The organism is Salinivibrio sp. YCSC6, assembly GCF_004916735.1.
Classification (GTDB): domain Bacteria; phylum Pseudomonadota; class Gammaproteobacteria; order Enterobacterales; family Vibrionaceae; genus Salinivibrio; species Salinivibrio proteolyticus.
The window spans coordinates 69,915-84,747 of sequence record NZ_CP039517.1 but is presented as its reverse complement, the minus strand read 5'-3'; the positions used below and the strand labels follow the sequence as shown (position 1 = coordinate 84,747).

Sequence of the window (14,833 nt, the reverse complement as noted above, 5' to 3'; positions counted from 1 at the left end):
GTACAACAAAATATAAATGTACAACTCTGCGGCTCATGCCGCTTTGATAAGAAGAGGTGAAGCATGTCGTTTCCAGTTGGTGTTAGCGCATGTGTGATTGGTGAAAAGGTGCGTTTTGATAGCGGTCATAAACGCAGTCCATTTGTGACTAAAGAGCTCGCTCCCTATGTCAATTTTGTCCCCGTTTGTCCGGAAGTCGCGATTGGCTTACCGGTGCCAAGACCGACAATTCGTTTACTAGACAAAGGGAATGTGGGCAATATTCGTTTGGTTGAGACCAAAGACGCCAGCAAAGATCACACCGAAAGAATGGTGGCCTTTAGTGAACGAAAAGCGGATGAATTGGCCCATAAAGCACTACGTGGCTATATCGTTTGTGCCAAGTCGCCCACTTGTGGCATGGAGCGTGTCAAAGTCTATCGGGAAAATGGCTACACTTCTGACATTTCTGGGGTAGGACTGTATACCCAAGCATTGATGGATCGTATGCCGTGGCTGCCGATTGAAGAAGATGGCCGATTGAACGACCCTATCCTGCGTGAGAATTTTGTGTTTCGGTTATTTGCGTTAGACGATTTATATCGCAGTGTCGAAAGTGGCGTGACAAGAAAAGCGCTGGTCGCATTCCACTCGCGGTATAAATTAGTGTTAATGGCGCACTCGCCTGAGCGTTACCGAGAGCTGGGACGTTTTATGGCGAACATCGCGGAGTACGATATTGATGATTTTTTCCACCAGTATCGCACGCAGTTTATGCAGTCGTTAGCTATCCGTGCGACACGGAAAAAGCACACCAATGTGCTAATGCACCTGCAAGGCTATTTTAAGAACAACCTCGATAAGAGCCAAAAAGCGGAGCTGACTCACCTTATTCATGCTTACCGGCAAGGCACGATGCCGTTGTTAGCGCCATTGACCCTCATTGCTCACCATTTGCACAACCACCCAGATGATTACCTTGCTAGTCAAGCGTATCTGAAGCCGTATCCAGATGCCTTGAGGTTACGTTATGGACTCTAATCCCGAAAGCACGCTGACGATCAGCCAAGTCGCTGATCGTACCGGCGTTAATCCAGTGACATTGCGCGCATGGCAACGCCGTTATGGCTTGCTGTCTCCGGCCAGAACACCGAAAGGTCATCGTCTTTACAGTGATGAAGACGTCGCCATGATTGGCCGGATCTTACGCTGGCTCGACAAAGGTGTCCCGATCAGCAAAGTGAAACCGTTACTGTCGCAAACCGAGACCCAAATAGATAGCGAAGATGACACGTTAGCCCGTGAGCTGATGAAGTTGATTCATGACTTATCACTGAAAAAACTCGGCCAGCACGTCGAAACCTTATTAAAAGAATATCCGTTTTATTGGCTCATCGAACACGTCTTTACGCCGCTAGATACGTGGTTGAATGAGGAGCAAAGCACCATTAGTTCTCTGCAGAAAGATATGTGGCGCAGTACGGTAATCGAAAAATGCCAAGCGGCAATGTTGGCGAACGCAAAGCGCAACAGTAAGTTCCCTTGTTGGTTAGTGACACTTACTGACACAGAAGATTATCAGCGCACCATGATGGCGATGCGTCTGAATGAGAAAGGTTACAACGTCACTATCTTGCGTGAGCCACATTCCCAACTTGGCCTTATCCTCGAAGTGATGCGAGAGCAAAAGATCCCCACGCTCGCAGTGATGGCTGCGCACCGCCTCGATCGTTCCCAGCTTAACCAGCTTCGGCAGTGTTACGCACAATCTGACATTCACATTGTGAGCCAGCCATTTATTTGCTCCGTACATGGAGACGAGCTAAAAGAACTCAAGGAGAACAATCCGTTATGCATTTAGTTTGGTTTCGACGCGATCTGCGCTGCCTCGACAATCGTGCACTGCATGCAGCGTGCGAAGCAAACGAGCCTGTTGTGGGCCTTTTTGTGGAAACACCGGACCAATGGGCTGCCCACCATATGGCCCCGATTCAGGCGGGATTGATTGAAGCAAGGCTTAAGGCGCTGCGTGACGAACTCGGAGCACTTAACATTCCGCTGCTGGTGACACGAGCCGCTGACTATAAGAAGGCGTCTGAAACGGTCGCAACTCTTGCGAATTCGCTGAATATCAACGCCGTGTTTGTGAATCGTGAATACGAGCTGAATGAGCAAAATCGCGATCGCCAAGCACAGCAACAAGTGGAGGCGCAGGGCATTGATTGGTACGCCTACCATGACCGTAATCTGTTTGCGCCCGGCACGATTCGTTCTGGTAAAGGCGACGCGTATAAAGTCTTTACCCCATTTAAAAAAGCCTGTCTACGTGCATTAGAAGGCATGGATCAGTCACCGCTTAAGGCACCAGTCCCACGTGCTGACGATAAGCGGTTAGCCGCTATTTTTGCTTCTCTTGAGCCGATTGAATTTGACTATCCAACCAAGTCCGTCTCCGCATGGCCGACCACGGAAAAAGCCATCTTAGATAAGTTACGCACTTATTGCCGTGAACAAGCGGCTGATTACAAGACGCACCGGGATTTCCCTGCCATTGAGGGCACCAGTCAGCTGTCACCGTATCTTGCCATTGGCGCATTGTCCCCTCGCCAATGCCTAGCGCGATTGCAATCTGAGCATCCGAACTGGCGCGAGCCTGATTCAGGCGCAGCAACTTGGTTGTCAGAGCTAATCTGGCGCGATTTCTATCAAGAAGTGAGTGCCCAAAACCCCAGTATTAGCAAAAAGCATTGCTTTTTAGAGTGGGGAGAGTCTGTGGTGTGGGATAACGACAACGCTCACTTTGAGGCGTGGAAAGCGGGTAAAACCGGCTTTCCGATTGTGGATGCTGCGATGCAGCAATTGAACACTACCGGATGGATGCATAACCGCCTACGGATGATAGTGGCAAGCTTTTTAACCAAGGACTTGCTCATCGATTGGCGTTGGGGGGAGGACTACTTTATGTCCAAGCTGATTGACGGCGACTTTGCGTCCAATAACGGTGGTTGGCAATGGTCAGCGTCAGTTGGCACCGATGCACAGCCTTACTTTCGAATTTTTAATCCGACAACCCAAGGGGAGCGCTTCGACAGTGATGGCCGCTTCATACGTCGTTGGTTACCGGCACTAAAAGAGGTGCCTGGTAAGCAAATCCATCAACCTTGGTCGTGGGCAGAAAAGTATGCGCAGTCATTAGATTACCCCAAACCGATTGTTGATCATGCCAAGCAGCGCAAACAGGCACTAGCGATTTTTGAGGCGGCCAAAAATCAGCCCAAGGAGTCTGCATAATGGAGATCGAGAGCGTTCAAACTCAGGTGGCACGCTTTGCGCAAGTTTATCAGGCCCTCGGTAAAGACAACTTGGCATCGCTTGAAACGATTTACCACCCAGACATTGTGTTTATCGACCCAGCACACCGTATTGAAGGGCTCTCTGCGTTTCTAGCGTACTTTGCTTCCTTGTATCAAAACGTTACTAGCTGTGAGTTTGACATTCACCATACCACGGCGGGGGACAATGATGCTTTCGTGACGTGGACCATGACGTTTTCTCATCCGCGTGTACAACAAGGTAGACCGAGACAGGTGCATGGTTGCTCGCATTTGACGTTTACGGATGGGCGAATCAGTCGTCACCGCGACTATTTTGACATGGGCGAAATGATTTATGAGGCCTTGCCGTTGATGGGTCGACTACTCACTTACATAAAAGCGAGGTTAGGACAATGAAACAGGTTGTGATTACTGGCGCGACATCGGGGATTGGCGAGCAATTAGCGCGAGACTATGCACGCCAAGGGTGGCGCGTCATTGCGTGTGGTCGTAACCAAGACAAGCTAGATGCGATGCAGCGCGATCATACCTCTCTCGAGCGGTTAGTGTTTGATGCCACAGACAGGGATCAAACCCACCAAGCGCTCGGTGCCTTATCAGCAAGCTCTGATTTGGTGATCCTAAATGCCGGTACCTGTGAATACATCGACTACGGAAAAATCGATGTGCCCTTGTTTAAACGCGTATTCGATATCAACGTGTTTGGCGTCCTTAATTGTATCGAAGCCTTGCAGGCAAGCTTTGTGCCGGGCACCCATTTGGCGATCGTTGGTTCCTCGGCGAGTTACATGCCTTTACCTCGCGCAGAGGCATATGGCGCGTCTAAAGCTGCTATCAGCTATCTAGCCAATACGTTATCGGTTGATCTCGCCCATCAAGGGGTAACAGTGTCACTGATTTCGCCTGGGTTTGTTAAAACGCCACTAACAGATAAAAACGATTTCGCCATGCCGATGCGCGTGACTGTCGAGCAAGCGTCGGCGGCCATTCAAGCAGGGCTTGAGAAACGCAAAGCAGAAGTTCACTTTCCGCGTAAGTTTACCTATTTCCTGAAAATTATCGCCTTACTCCCTACATCATGGCAGATCGCCATTGCTCGACGCATGACAAGGAAACAAGCATGAAAATTGCGATTATCGGCTCCGGTATTGCGGGCCTGACATGTGCCCATTATTTAAATAAGCGTCATGACATTCAGCTCTTTGAAGCCAACGACTATCTCGGTGGCCACACGGCTACCGTTGACGTAGAGGTTGAGAGTGGACGCTATGCGATCGACACGGGCTTTATCGTGTTTAACGATCGTACTTACCCGAATTATGAACGTTTACTGGAAGAAATCGGTGTAGGTCGACAGCCTTCTGAGATGAGTTTTAGTGTGCGTAACGATGAAAATGGTCTGGAATACAACGGACATAGCTTAGCGTCGCTGTTCGCGCAAAAACGTAATGTGGTGAATGTTCGGTTTTACCGTTTCTTAGCCGAGATTATGCGTTTTAACCGTTTGGCGCGTGAGGCTCATCAGCGCGGCCAAGTGTCAGATACATTGGCTATGCACACCTTAGGGGAGTTCCTTAACCAGCACGGGTTTAGCGACTATTTTTGTCAAAACTATATCTTACCGATGGGGGCGGCAATATGGTCCTCCACACTTTCAGATATGCGCGGATTTCCGCTGGCATTTTTCCTCCGTTTTTTCCAAAACCACGGCTTGCTGGATATTACGAATCGCCCGCAGTGGTACGTCATTCCGGGTGGCTCGCGTGAATATGTTAGAAAGCTCACCCCAGCGTTTGCTGAAAAGATCCAATTAAACACCCCCGTTAGGCAAGTAACACGTCACCAGCACGGCGTTGTGCTCACCACAGAGAGTGGCGAGTATCAGTTCGATCATGTCATTTTTGCTTGCCATAGCGATCAAGCCCTGTCGATGTTAGCCGATCCCTCAACGGCTGAACGTGAAGTGTTAGGCGCAATTCCGTATCAAGATAACGAGGTGGTGCTCCATACCGATACTTCACTACTTCCCACTCGCAAAGGGGCATGGGCGAGCTGGAACTATCATCTGCCCGTGTCAGAAGATATAGACACGCAACCTGCAGCTTTGACCTACAATATGAATATATTGCAGTCAATTCAGGCGCCTGAAACCTTCTGTGTCACGCTAAATCAAACGGATCGAATCGATCCGAGTAAGATTTTACGGCAGTTTGTGTATGCGCATCCGGTATTTAATACCGAAAGCGTCGCCGCGCAGCAACAGCGCCATCGAATTAATGGCCAGCAACGAAGCTGGTTCTGTGGCGCCTACTGGTACAACGGCTTCCATGAAGATGGTGTGCGCAGTGCGCTCGATGTAGTTGAGGAAATGAGTTAGTGAGTACAGTGGCAGAATCACTTCAAAGCGGGCTTTATGTCGGCCAGGTTCGACACCGACGCTTTACGCCGATCAAACACGCCTTTAATTATCCCGTGTTTATGCCGCTGATTGATTTGGATGAGCTAAGCACACTGGCGGCGCGTGTGCGCGGCTTTCGACTCGGGAAGTGGGGGTTCGCCGCCTTTCATCATGCCGACTATTTCGCGGGGGAGTCGGACACCAAAGCGGCTTGTCTCGATAAACTCTATGCGCTAACCGGTGAGCGCATTGCCGGCAAAGTCTACGCATTGTGCCAACTTCGCTATTTGGGCGTGTACTTTAGTCCCGTGAACCTTTATTACATCTATGACACAGATAATCAGTGGCGGTATGTATTGGCTGAGGTGAGCAATACCCCTTGGGGAGAAAAGCATTTTTATGCGATACCAGCGGGGAAGCGCTGGCAGCATGATAAAGCCTTTCATGTCTCGCCATTCAACCCGATTGAGCAACGGTATCACTGGCGACTCAAGCCGCTAGGTGAACGTGTGCATGTGCATTTAGAAGCGCACCGAGATGATCGAGAGTTTGATGCCACGTTAGGCATGAAGCGGCGCCCCTTTACCACGCAAACCCTCAATAAACTATTGATCCGAACCCCGATCGAGACAGTAAAAGTTCTCATTGGTATTTATTGGCAGGCGCTCAAATTATGGATAAAGGGCGCACCGTTTTATCCGCACCCAGGTGCGAAGAAGGAGTAATTATGTCTGCGACGGACGTTTCTCAAACTCAACGCACGCTGACACGCAAAGAGCATTATGCTAAGCAGTTGGTTTACACGTTACTGGCACATGTTAAAGATGCCTGTATTTCTTTGGTCGACGAGCAGGGGCAAACCTTACAATGTGGTGATCCACAAGCTAGCCTTCATGCCTCTGTGCTCGTCCACGATCCGCGCTTTTACACACGTATGTTGACTGGTGGAAGTATTGCTGCCGCTGAAGCGTACGTGGATGGTTGGTGGGAATCTCCTAATCTGACCGATGTGATCCGTGTCTTTGCTCGCAACCTACCTGCCATTGATCGCATTGAAAAACACACTGGTTGGTTGGTGAATCTTGGCAACAAGCTGGCACACTGGCGAAACCGCAATGAAAAAGACACCGCACGTCGTAATATTTCAGCGCATTACGATTTGGGTAATGATCTCTACCGCCACTTTCTTGATGAGCAGATGCTCTATTCTAGCGCTATCTATACCGAGAACACCGTGAGCTTGGAAGCGGCACAAGTGGAGAAAATGGACCGCCTTTGTCGGCAACTCAAGCTCAAACCATCGGATCACTTAATTGAGATTGGGTCGGGCTGGGGAGCAATGGCGATCTACGCTGCCAAAGAGTATGGTTGCCGCGTCACCACTACGACGATTTCGGAAGAGCAGTATGCTTGGGCAAAAGCTCGGATCGAACAAGCGGGCCTGCAAAACCAAATCACCTTGTTAAAAGAAGATTACCGCGATCTTGACGGTGAGTACGATAAGCTCGTTTCGATTGAAATGATCGAAGCGGTAGGTAAAGAGTATCTCGATACCTTTGTGAAAAAGTGTCAATCGTTACTCAAACCTGAGGGACTGATGGCCATTCAAGCCATCACTATTGCCGATCAGCGCTATGAACACTACAGCCGGAATGTGGACTTTATCCAAAAGCACATTTTTCCTGGTGGCTTCTTGCCATCAGTGAATGTATTGCTGGATCATTTTACCGCGCAAACCGATTTTGTGATGCGTGATTTAAAAGATATTGGTATCGATTACGCCAATACACTCGCCGACTGGCATCAGCGCTTTAACCAAAACGCAGATACGCTACAAACCTTTGGCTATGATGAACGCTTTGCGCGTTTGTGGCGATACTATTTCTGCTACTGCGAGGGGGGATTCCGCGAGCGCACCATCAGCGCTGTGCAGTTGCTGTTTAGTCGCCCCGCTTGGCGTGAGGCCTAACATCATGCGCTTTGTGGTGATCTCCCTGCTTTTTAACGTGTTTTGGTTCACGGCGGCGTTGGGGCAAAGTAGCACCCAGTGGTTGCTAGTCGCCATGCTTGCCGCGGCGATTGTCTATCAGCGCGATGTCCTTTGGGCGATCATCACCTTAACACCGATAGGCCTCGTCGGTGATAACCTGTTAATCCATTTTGGCTGGCTTGCCACTGAACCTGCATTAGCGTGGATGCCGGTGTGGCTGGTTCTACTTTGGTGCGGGTTCTGCGCCTTCGTTTGGTTGTTGCGTAAGATCATTCTCGCCCATTCTCTATGGGCGATGAGTCTGATTGGCGCTTTGGGTGGCGCGAGCAGTTATGTTGCTGGAGAACGGCTTGGCGCGATTGTTTTTCCGCAACCTTGGCTCACCACAAGTCTCGTTCTGATGGCGGTCTGGGCGGTGTACAGTGTGATTCTTATCCACCTTATACGTTGGCTGGTAGAAAAAACACAGCCAACGACGTTGGCCTCAGGAGGTGAGTGATGAAAGCTATTCTGCTCGTGGGCTGGCTTACCTTAATCCTCTCGTGGCCGAGTTCTGCCGAGACGGCATCTCCTACGATGGAGAATGCATGGCAATCTTGGCCTCAAGTTGGCAAGGCAACACTCACATGGGGCTGGTGGACGATCTATCGCTCCGAGTTGCGTGCGCCTGACGGAGAGTATCAACCACAACAGCCACATGCATTGGTGATTACCTATGCTCGAGATATCAGCGACAAACGGCTGATGGAAGCGACGGACGATCAGTGGCAGCACCTTGGGTTCTCTGCATCACAACGCGCAGTGTGGCTGGAAAAAATCTCGCCAGCTTGGGGCGATATCAAGGAGAACGATCGTCTCGCTTTTGTCCGTACTCGGACCGGCGGTACATTTTATTACCAACGCGCGGACCAAAACTGGCAGCCAACACTTAGCCTGACCGATACGGCATTGGCCGACGCCTTCTTGGCCATTTGGTTATCAGAAAATACCGATTACCCCGATCACCGTAAAGCATTATTAGGAGATCCATCATGATTCTACCGACGAGGCAGATCCGGCAGCGTATTCAATGGGCCGTGCTCGCCGTAGCGGCGCTTCTGTTGACGGCGTGTTCAGCGGACATTGAGGACTACAAAGCACGTACTCCTGCGTTTGACTTGTTTGAGTATTTTGAAGGACACACAAAAGCGTGGGGTATGGTGCAAGATTTTTCCGGTGAGCAACGCCGACGTTTTGAGGTAGATATCATTGGCACTGTGGATGGCGATACACTGACACTCGACGAGTCCTTTGTGTATGACGATGGCGAGACCCAAACGCGTGTTTGGACGATTACCCGCCACTCAGAAGGAACCTATTCAGGAACCGCCGGTGATATCGTGGGCACTGCGACAGGCGTTGTTGAAGGGAATGCGTTAAATTGGCGCTATGATTTGGTTGTGCCTGTTGGTGACAGCGAGTATCAGCTGCACTTTGACGACTGGATGTTCCGACAAGATTCAGACCATTTATTTAATGTCACCTCGATGCGCAAATGGGGGGTTGAAGTCGGGAAAGTGACGCTGTTTTTCCAACGTGTCAACAAGGAGGGCTAATTAGCCCATCCCTCTGGCTAAGCCGATCGCACGTTGCAAGATCCACCGAAGCAACTTAGGGATCGGCGCTTTCAATTCATTCTCGGTATAGGCGATGATCGCGAGCGCGGCATCGGGTTTGGCATAACGCTTGAGTGCCTTAGTAATGATTCGCCTGTCATTCATGTGAGGCTGCTGGCTTGTCATCCCAGCCATATCTCGGAACAAAGGCTCATAGCCGTTGTTATACAAGAAATGCTCAATGTCTTTATCCGGCAAGACGGTAAGCCTGACGCCCTCCGGCTGATTCTCAATCTGTCCGCGTGCTGTGGCGGCATACTTCTTCCCGGCCATATCACCATCGGCGACGAGGTGCCATTCAATCCCCAAGGCTTTGGCGGTTTTGATTAATGGACGTAGACCGCTTTGTGCAAATTCAATTAAGTGGACGCCTTCGGCAGCGAGATCATAACCTTGCAAGCGAGCGAGCTCATTAAATAGCCAAATCTCCGTCTCGCCTTCAACCAACAGCCAGCAGCGCGCAAACAAGGCACTGGGGCGATGAAAGCGGACATGAAAGGTAACTCGGCGGCGTTCATCTTTACTTAACAGCTGTGAGGGAACTTGGTGGCTGCGTGTTTCGGTCGGATGGCGTACCAATCTTCGGATATGGTCAAGTTGAACCCCCGCCAAAAGATCACCGCTATTAGTGGTCAGTATTTTTTGCATCGGCATCAATTGAATTAGGCGCCAAGCTTGATTCAATAAGGTGGGGTGCAGGCGACCTTCGGGATCCTCAAACACCATGATCGGTCGCGCATTGCGCTTAAGCTGCTTTGGCCCTCGCGCTCGCACAAATGCGCTTAATAATCCCATCAGGATAAGGTGGCTTTGATTGGAGGTATTGTTAGCCACCGCCTCTAAGGGATGCATTTGATTATGGGTAAACGCTAACGCTCCGGGGGCATGGATGGGGTAAGGGGGGCGATCGTGCTCTTGTACGGCAAAGTAATGATCCAGCAGTTGCCGCATCGCATGTAGCCCGCTCTTAATCTCTCCTTTATTAACGTGGCCGGGCATCATTAACAATCGGCGATAGGTATTGTCGAGCCGTTGCTCAAGGCGGGTATTGTCTTTAGTTACTGTTTGTCCGGGTACCCGCATGCGTCTTGCATCGCGTACCCGAACCACAGGGTGGATCTGCATGAGATGCTGTGCCAGCGCATCGCTCTCGATATCTTGAATGACATCGCCCTGGCTGGATAGAAACTCGCGACGTACATGGACTTTGCTTTCTTCTGTGGTGGCGCTCAAGCGATAATCGAGAGTACGGCAACCCTCATGCTCGCCATTCCACACCGGTGTAAAGCGTCGATAGCGGCGTGCTTTGTGTTCGCCAGCAAAGCTTTCTTGCCAACGCAGTACGATTTGAAATTGTTGTTCAGGGGCAATCCCTAGGGTGTGGTCAACATGAAAGTCCGAGCGTTTGAAGCTAGGACGATCACCACTAGGATGCAAAGCGATTTCCAATGCGTCGAGCAGGGAAGATTTACCCCACGCGTTTTCACCGATTAAAACGGTGAGTTCATCAACTTGTAGTGACAGGCGCTTAATGCCACGAAAGCCTGCTATTTCAATCCGGTCTAGTCTCATCGTCACCTCTCATTTACTGTATGACAGTTCTTGTTGAAAGGAAATAAACCCGGTGACGATTTTGTGCTATATCGCTGATTTATTGTCTTTATCTTATCAACTGATAGTCGTTTTAGATTGGCTTTTGAAGTAGGAGTGCACTGAAAACCCTGCTAAAGTGTTAAGACTTTATAGGTCCCCATTTGCGTCGCACGTCGTCAGCTCTTTACGACGTTCCGTGATGTAGATTAAGAGAAGCACTATGTTGTCGTTTGAAGCGTTACAGGTTTTAGATGCCATTGAGCGAAAAGGCAGTTTTGCCGCCGCAGCGGAGTCACTTAATCGAGCCCCTTCCTCACTGAGCTATCAAGTTCAAAAGCTGGAAGATGAGCTTGGACTAGTGATCTTTGATCGGTCCGGTCACCGTGCGACATTTACCGACGCCGGCCATTTATTGGTAGAGCGTGGACGCTTATTACTGAACGCGGCCGATGAGATGATTGCCGATGCGGCGTCGTTAGCTCATGGGTGGGAGCTCGAAATTCGGCTTGCCTACGACGGTTTGTTTAAAAGTGCGTTCTTTTTCCCGCTCATTGAGCGTCTTGCCAATAAAAGCAGCACGCGGTTGAAACTGTCAGAAGAAATTCTTGCCGGGTGCTGGGAATCTCTCGCGCAAGATAGAGCAGATGTGCTGATTGCGCCGATCCCAGCGTCAGTTCCTCAAGGGATCAAGGTACAGCCTTTGGGCGAAATGAGTGCGTACTGGGTTGCCACGCCTGACCATCCTATTCATAAAGAAGCGCGACCTGTCGATCCAGACATTCGGGCTGGTTATCGGGGAGTCGCGGTTGCCGATACCGCACGCGGCATGCAGCCGATTACCTATAATGTCTTGGAAGATCAACCGCGTTTAACCGTCAGCTCGATGCATGATAAGTATCAAGCGATATTGGCAGGTCAGGGGATTGGTACTTTACCGTGGTTTTGGGTCCAAGATGATTTGAAAGCGGGTCGCCTTAAGCTATTGAAGGGCAGCACACCTTTCGAGTTAAAGATGGGACTCGCGTGGAAACGCAACCGTATGGGCAATGCGAAATCTTGGTTGGTGCGGCAAGTCCCTAAGCTGCTTGCGCCCTATTTGCAAGCCGGTGACATTCCGATTGATACGCCGTAGTCGGTTATGCATCTTGGTTTTTATGTAGTGGCAGCAGCATATCCACCACGCCGTCTGCCATTTGCACATCAATACTAAAACCGCACTTTTGTGCTAATCCAATCATGCCTCGGTTCGCTGGCATCGTCATACCGGTAATGCGAGACAGACCGGCCTGTTTGGCGTAATCGATGATCGCAGTCATCAAGATACTGCCAAGGCCAACGCCTTTTAAATCCGAGCGCACTAACACGGCGAACTCGGCTTCTGTATTTTCAGGATCGGCCAATAAACGGACCACTCCCCAGATTTCTTCTTGTCCAGAAGGGGAGGTATAGGTCGCTACTAGTGCCATTTCTCGGTCATAGTCAATCTGAGTGAGGTTGGCCAGGGCTTCATGGTTGAGTTCACCCACGTCAGAGAAGAATCGCCGATAAAGATCCTCCTCCGATACTTGCTCTACAAACGCTTTGTGGGTTGGCTCATCTTCGGGAAGAATCGGACGTAATAGCAATGTATCGCCATTTTTTAAGGTGACCTGCTGCTCGAGTTCTTTAGGATAGGGGCGTATCGCCAAACGTTGATGCTGACTACCGGCGTAATCACGCAGTTGTAGGGAGGCGTCTAATACGGTGAGCTCGTCGCCCGCGACTAATAGTGGGTGAATATCCAGTTCGTCAATTTCAGGGCAATCAATGATCATCTGTGACAGCGTCACTAAAAAGCGGCACAAACTAGGTACATCAATGGAAACGGGGAAGCCGCGCTGTTTGATTTTGCCAGACTTGATCGCGCCAATCACCAAATAGCGGGCTAACGCCATATTGAGCGGGGGGATCGCCACCGCAGCATCTTTGGTCACGTCCCAGTCCGAACCACCTTCACCCAGTAAGATAATGGTGCCAAACACGGGATCATTAGTGATTGTCACTCTTAACTCTTGCGCACCGGCGCGGGGAGCCATGGATTGAATCAGTAAGCCTTGAATGCGTGCGTTTGGATACGTCATAGACACGCGGTCCAAAATAGCTTGTGAAGCATTCGCTACTTCAGCGGCTGTGCGCAAATTGAGCATCACGCCTTGTACATCCGATTTATGCTGGATATCCGGCGATCTCAGTTTCACTGCAACTGGGTAGCCCACTTGCTCGGCAATTTGCGCCGCTTCGACCGGATCACTCGCCAGCCAGGTGGACATGACGTGCAAGCCATACGCTTCAAGAAGAGGGCGGACTTCATGTGTGGTGAGAGTGAGGTGCTCAATATCTTCGGCTTGATCGATAAAGGCGCGAACTGCCGGCAAGTCGTAGTCTGTTTGTCCGGTGGACGTGGGCGTTTCCATCAGCTGCTTTTGGTTACGCCGGTACTCTACCAAATGCATGTAGGCGGTAACGGCGCTTTCTGGCGTACGATAGGTCGGGTAGCCAGCATGGGTAAATGCTAGTCGAGCAACGGTGGCGTCATCGCCTTCGCCTTGCCAGTTGGTGAGAATATTAAAACGCCGTGCGCGCGGATTTTCCTTGAGAGCAGCGATAATGGCTTTCGCGGTAGCCAGCCCCGGCGCCGTGACGGAGGGTGAATGCATGATAAGCAGTGCATCGGCATCATCACTCGTCAAGAGAATATCGATAGCAGCTTGGTATCGTTGTGTGTCCGCATCGCCCACGATATCGATCGGGTTGGTACGCGACCAACTTGCGGGTAATACCTGATTCAACGCTTCAATAGTTTTCTCACTAAGAGACGCCAATTTACCGCCCGAATCCATCAGTGTATCGACTGCCATGACAGCAGGGCCGCCGCCATTGGTAATAATGGCCAAACGCTCGCCACGTAAAGGAACGGAGTGCGACAAGGTTTCGACTGCGGCAAATAGCTCGTGAGTGTTATTTACGCGCAGCATCCCCGATCGACGAATGGCTGCGTCATAGGCGGCATCGAGGCCCATGTTGGTATGGCTCAGTTGTTCCAAGGCCACTGAGCCACCGCGAGTGCGGCCACTTTTTAGCACCAAAATACGTCGGTTACGTGCCGCGGCACGAGCAGCGGAAATAAACCGTCTCGCATCACGGATTGAGTCGACATAGAGCAGAATGGCATCAGTTTTACTGTCACGACACAGATAATCCAATAACTCGGGAAAGTCGATGTCGCAGGCTTCGCCGAGTGAAATAAAGGTCGAGAAGCCGATTCGCTTATTTTTGGCCCAGTCTAAAATCGTGGTACAGACAGCGGCGGATTGAGAAATAAAGGCAATGTTTCCTTTATTAGCAGACACAGGCGCAAACGACGCATTCAAATTCAGCCAAGGCAGAATCATCCCCAGACTGTTTGGCCCAAGCACTCGCATGGTGTAGCGCGCCGCAATGGCCTGCATGCGTGAAAAGTGACTTTCGCCTTGCTCATTAAACTGTCCGCGCATGCCCGCAGCTAGCACGATCACTAACTTGACGCCACGTTCGCCCAGTTGTTCGATGAGGCTAAGATTGTACTCGCCACGGGTACATAAGATGGCTAAGTCAGGCACTAATGGCAGTGCTTCGATGGTTTTGTAGGCCAGTATCCCCGCAACCGCTTGATATTTCGGCGTGACGGGCATGATTGGACCTTGAAATCCCCCCGATTGTAGATTGCGAGTCACCACATACCCAGCACGGTTAGCTCGGTCTGAGGCACCAACAACCGCGATTGATTTGGGTTTAAGCAACTGATCAATCCCTGACATAACGCTCCCCCTTTGCGTGGCATGATAAGCCGAGAAACAGGACAGAT

Annotated in this window: 14 protein-coding genes; 12 read left to right on the top strand and 2 right to left on the bottom strand. The window is 50.6% G+C overall.

The genetic code is table 11. The features are described 5' to 3' along the window. Nucleotides 1–63 precede the first annotated feature (63 nt). Genes E8E00_RS14235 through E8E00_RS14185 form a run of 11 tightly spaced genes read left to right on the top strand, consistent with a single transcriptional unit; the run spans nt 64 to nt 9,297 of the window. Nucleotides 64–1,020, top strand: a complete 957-nt coding sequence (locus tag E8E00_RS14235; protein WP_096632553.1) for a DUF523 and DUF1722 domain-containing protein — start codon at nt 64–66, stop codon at nt 1,018–1,020. Continuing rightward, complete coding sequence (locus tag E8E00_RS14230) at nt 1,010–1,840, top strand: MerR family transcriptional regulator (protein ID WP_096632556.1); 831 nt, start codon at nt 1,010–1,012, stop codon at nt 1,838–1,840. The genes E8E00_RS14235 and E8E00_RS14230 overlap by 11 nt, the downstream gene beginning before the upstream one ends. Then, complete coding sequence (phrB, locus tag E8E00_RS14225; RefSeq protein ID WP_096632559.1) at nt 1,831–3,270, top strand: deoxyribodipyrimidine photo-lyase; 1,440 nt, start codon at nt 1,831–1,833, stop codon at nt 3,268–3,270. Before E8E00_RS14230 ends, phrB begins: the two co-directional genes overlap by 10 nt. After that, on the top strand, nt 3,270–3,710 hold the full coding sequence (locus E8E00_RS14220) for a nuclear transport factor 2 family protein (RefSeq protein ID WP_096632562.1): 441 nt from the start codon (nt 3,270–3,272) through the stop codon (nt 3,708–3,710). Before phrB ends, E8E00_RS14220 begins: the two co-directional genes overlap by 1 nt. Next, nucleotides 3,707–4,438, top strand: coding sequence for an SDR family NAD(P)-dependent oxidoreductase (locus E8E00_RS14215; RefSeq protein WP_096632565.1), 732 nt, complete (start codon nt 3,707–3,709; stop codon nt 4,436–4,438). The genes E8E00_RS14220 and E8E00_RS14215 overlap by 4 nt, the downstream gene beginning before the upstream one ends. Then, entirely contained in the window at nt 4,435–5,691 is a 1,257-nt protein-coding gene (locus tag E8E00_RS14210; RefSeq protein ID WP_096632568.1) for an NAD(P)/FAD-dependent oxidoreductase, read from the top strand. Before E8E00_RS14215 ends, E8E00_RS14210 begins: the two co-directional genes overlap by 4 nt. An 8-nt stretch (nt 5,692–5,699) precedes the next feature. Further along, nucleotides 5,700–6,437 carry a DUF1365 domain-containing protein gene (locus E8E00_RS14205; RefSeq protein ID WP_069586477.1) on the top strand — a complete coding sequence of 246 codons (738 nt, stop codon included), beginning with the start codon at nt 5,700–5,702 and terminating at the stop codon, nt 6,435–6,437. A gap of 2 nt (nt 6,438–6,439) precedes the next feature. Then, the gene (locus E8E00_RS14200) at nt 6,440–7,681 is read left to right on the top strand and encodes a cyclopropane-fatty-acyl-phospholipid synthase family protein (protein ID WP_069586457.1); all 1,242 of its coding nucleotides are present in this window, start codon (nt 6,440–6,442) and stop codon (nt 7,679–7,681) included. A 4-nt stretch (nt 7,682–7,685) separates the two neighbouring features. After that, on the top strand, nt 7,686–8,201 hold the full coding sequence (locus tag E8E00_RS14195) for a DUF2878 domain-containing protein (protein WP_168174094.1): 516 nt from the start codon (nt 7,686–7,688) through the stop codon (nt 8,199–8,201). Next, a complete protein-coding gene (locus tag E8E00_RS14190; RefSeq protein WP_240531983.1) occupies nt 8,201–8,737 on the top strand; it encodes a chalcone isomerase family protein in 537 nt (178 codons plus the stop codon). Before E8E00_RS14195 ends, E8E00_RS14190 begins: the two co-directional genes overlap by 1 nt. Beyond that, on the top strand, nt 8,734–9,297 hold the full coding sequence (locus E8E00_RS14185) for a DUF3833 domain-containing protein (RefSeq protein WP_096632574.1): 564 nt from the start codon (nt 8,734–8,736) through the stop codon (nt 9,295–9,297). Before E8E00_RS14190 ends, E8E00_RS14185 begins: the two co-directional genes overlap by 4 nt. Here the strand turns inward: E8E00_RS14185 and E8E00_RS14180 are convergent, their stop codons facing one another. Beyond that, nucleotides 9,298–10,929 carry a DUF2813 domain-containing protein gene (locus tag E8E00_RS14180; RefSeq protein ID WP_096632578.1) on the bottom strand — a complete coding sequence of 544 codons (1,632 nt, stop codon included), beginning with the start codon at nt 10,927–10,929 and terminating at the stop codon, nt 9,298–9,300. A 241-nt stretch (nt 10,930–11,170) separates the two neighbouring features. On the opposite strand from E8E00_RS14180, the gene E8E00_RS14175 reads away from it, so the two are divergent. Then, nucleotides 11,171–12,082, top strand: a complete 912-nt coding sequence (locus E8E00_RS14175; RefSeq protein WP_096632580.1) for a LysR family transcriptional regulator — start codon at nt 11,171–11,173, stop codon at nt 12,080–12,082. A 4-nt stretch (nt 12,083–12,086) separates the two neighbouring features. On the opposite strand, the gene E8E00_RS14170 is transcribed toward E8E00_RS14175, so the two are convergent. Beyond that, nucleotides 12,087–14,786, bottom strand: a complete 2,700-nt coding sequence (locus E8E00_RS14170; RefSeq protein WP_096632582.1) for a bifunctional acetate--CoA ligase family protein/GNAT family N-acetyltransferase — start codon at nt 14,784–14,786, stop codon at nt 12,087–12,089. Nucleotides 14,787–14,833: the final 47 nt, after the last annotated feature.

Bases quoted from the DNA above. Each gene is read 5' to 3' on its own strand.
- E8E00_RS14180 (WP_096632578.1), bottom strand. From the start codon at position 10,929: ATGAGACTAGACCGGATTGAAATAGCAGGCTTTCGTGGCATTAAGCGC.
- E8E00_RS14170 (WP_096632582.1), bottom strand. From the start codon at position 14,786: ATGTCAGGGATTGATCAGTTGCTTAAACCCAAATCAATCGCGGTTGTT.
- E8E00_RS14220 (WP_096632562.1), top strand. From the start codon at position 3,270: ATGGAGATCGAGAGCGTTCAAACTCAGGTGGCACGCTTTGCGCAAGTT.
- E8E00_RS14195 (WP_168174094.1), top strand. From the start codon at position 7,686: ATGCGCTTTGTGGTGATCTCCCTGCTTTTTAACGTGTTTTGGTTCACG.
- phrB (WP_096632559.1), top strand. From the start codon at position 1,831: ATGCATTTAGTTTGGTTTCGACGCGATCTGCGCTGCCTCGACAATCGT.
- E8E00_RS14230 (WP_096632556.1), top strand. From the start codon at position 1,010: ATGGACTCTAATCCCGAAAGCACGCTGACGATCAGCCAAGTCGCTGAT.
- E8E00_RS14235 (WP_096632553.1), top strand. From the start codon at position 64: ATGTCGTTTCCAGTTGGTGTTAGCGCATGTGTGATTGGTGAAAAGGTG.
- E8E00_RS14190 (WP_240531983.1), top strand. From the start codon at position 8,201: ATGAAAGCTATTCTGCTCGTGGGCTGGCTTACCTTAATCCTCTCGTGG.
- E8E00_RS14215 (WP_096632565.1), top strand. From the start codon at position 3,707: ATGAAACAGGTTGTGATTACTGGCGCGACATCGGGGATTGGCGAGCAA.
- E8E00_RS14210 (WP_096632568.1), top strand. From the start codon at position 4,435: ATGAAAATTGCGATTATCGGCTCCGGTATTGCGGGCCTGACATGTGCC.
- E8E00_RS14200 (WP_069586457.1), top strand. From the start codon at position 6,440: ATGTCTGCGACGGACGTTTCTCAAACTCAACGCACGCTGACACGCAAA.
- E8E00_RS14175 (WP_096632580.1), top strand. From the start codon at position 11,171: ATGTTGTCGTTTGAAGCGTTACAGGTTTTAGATGCCATTGAGCGAAAA.
- E8E00_RS14185 (WP_096632574.1), top strand. From the start codon at position 8,734: ATGATTCTACCGACGAGGCAGATCCGGCAGCGTATTCAATGGGCCGTG.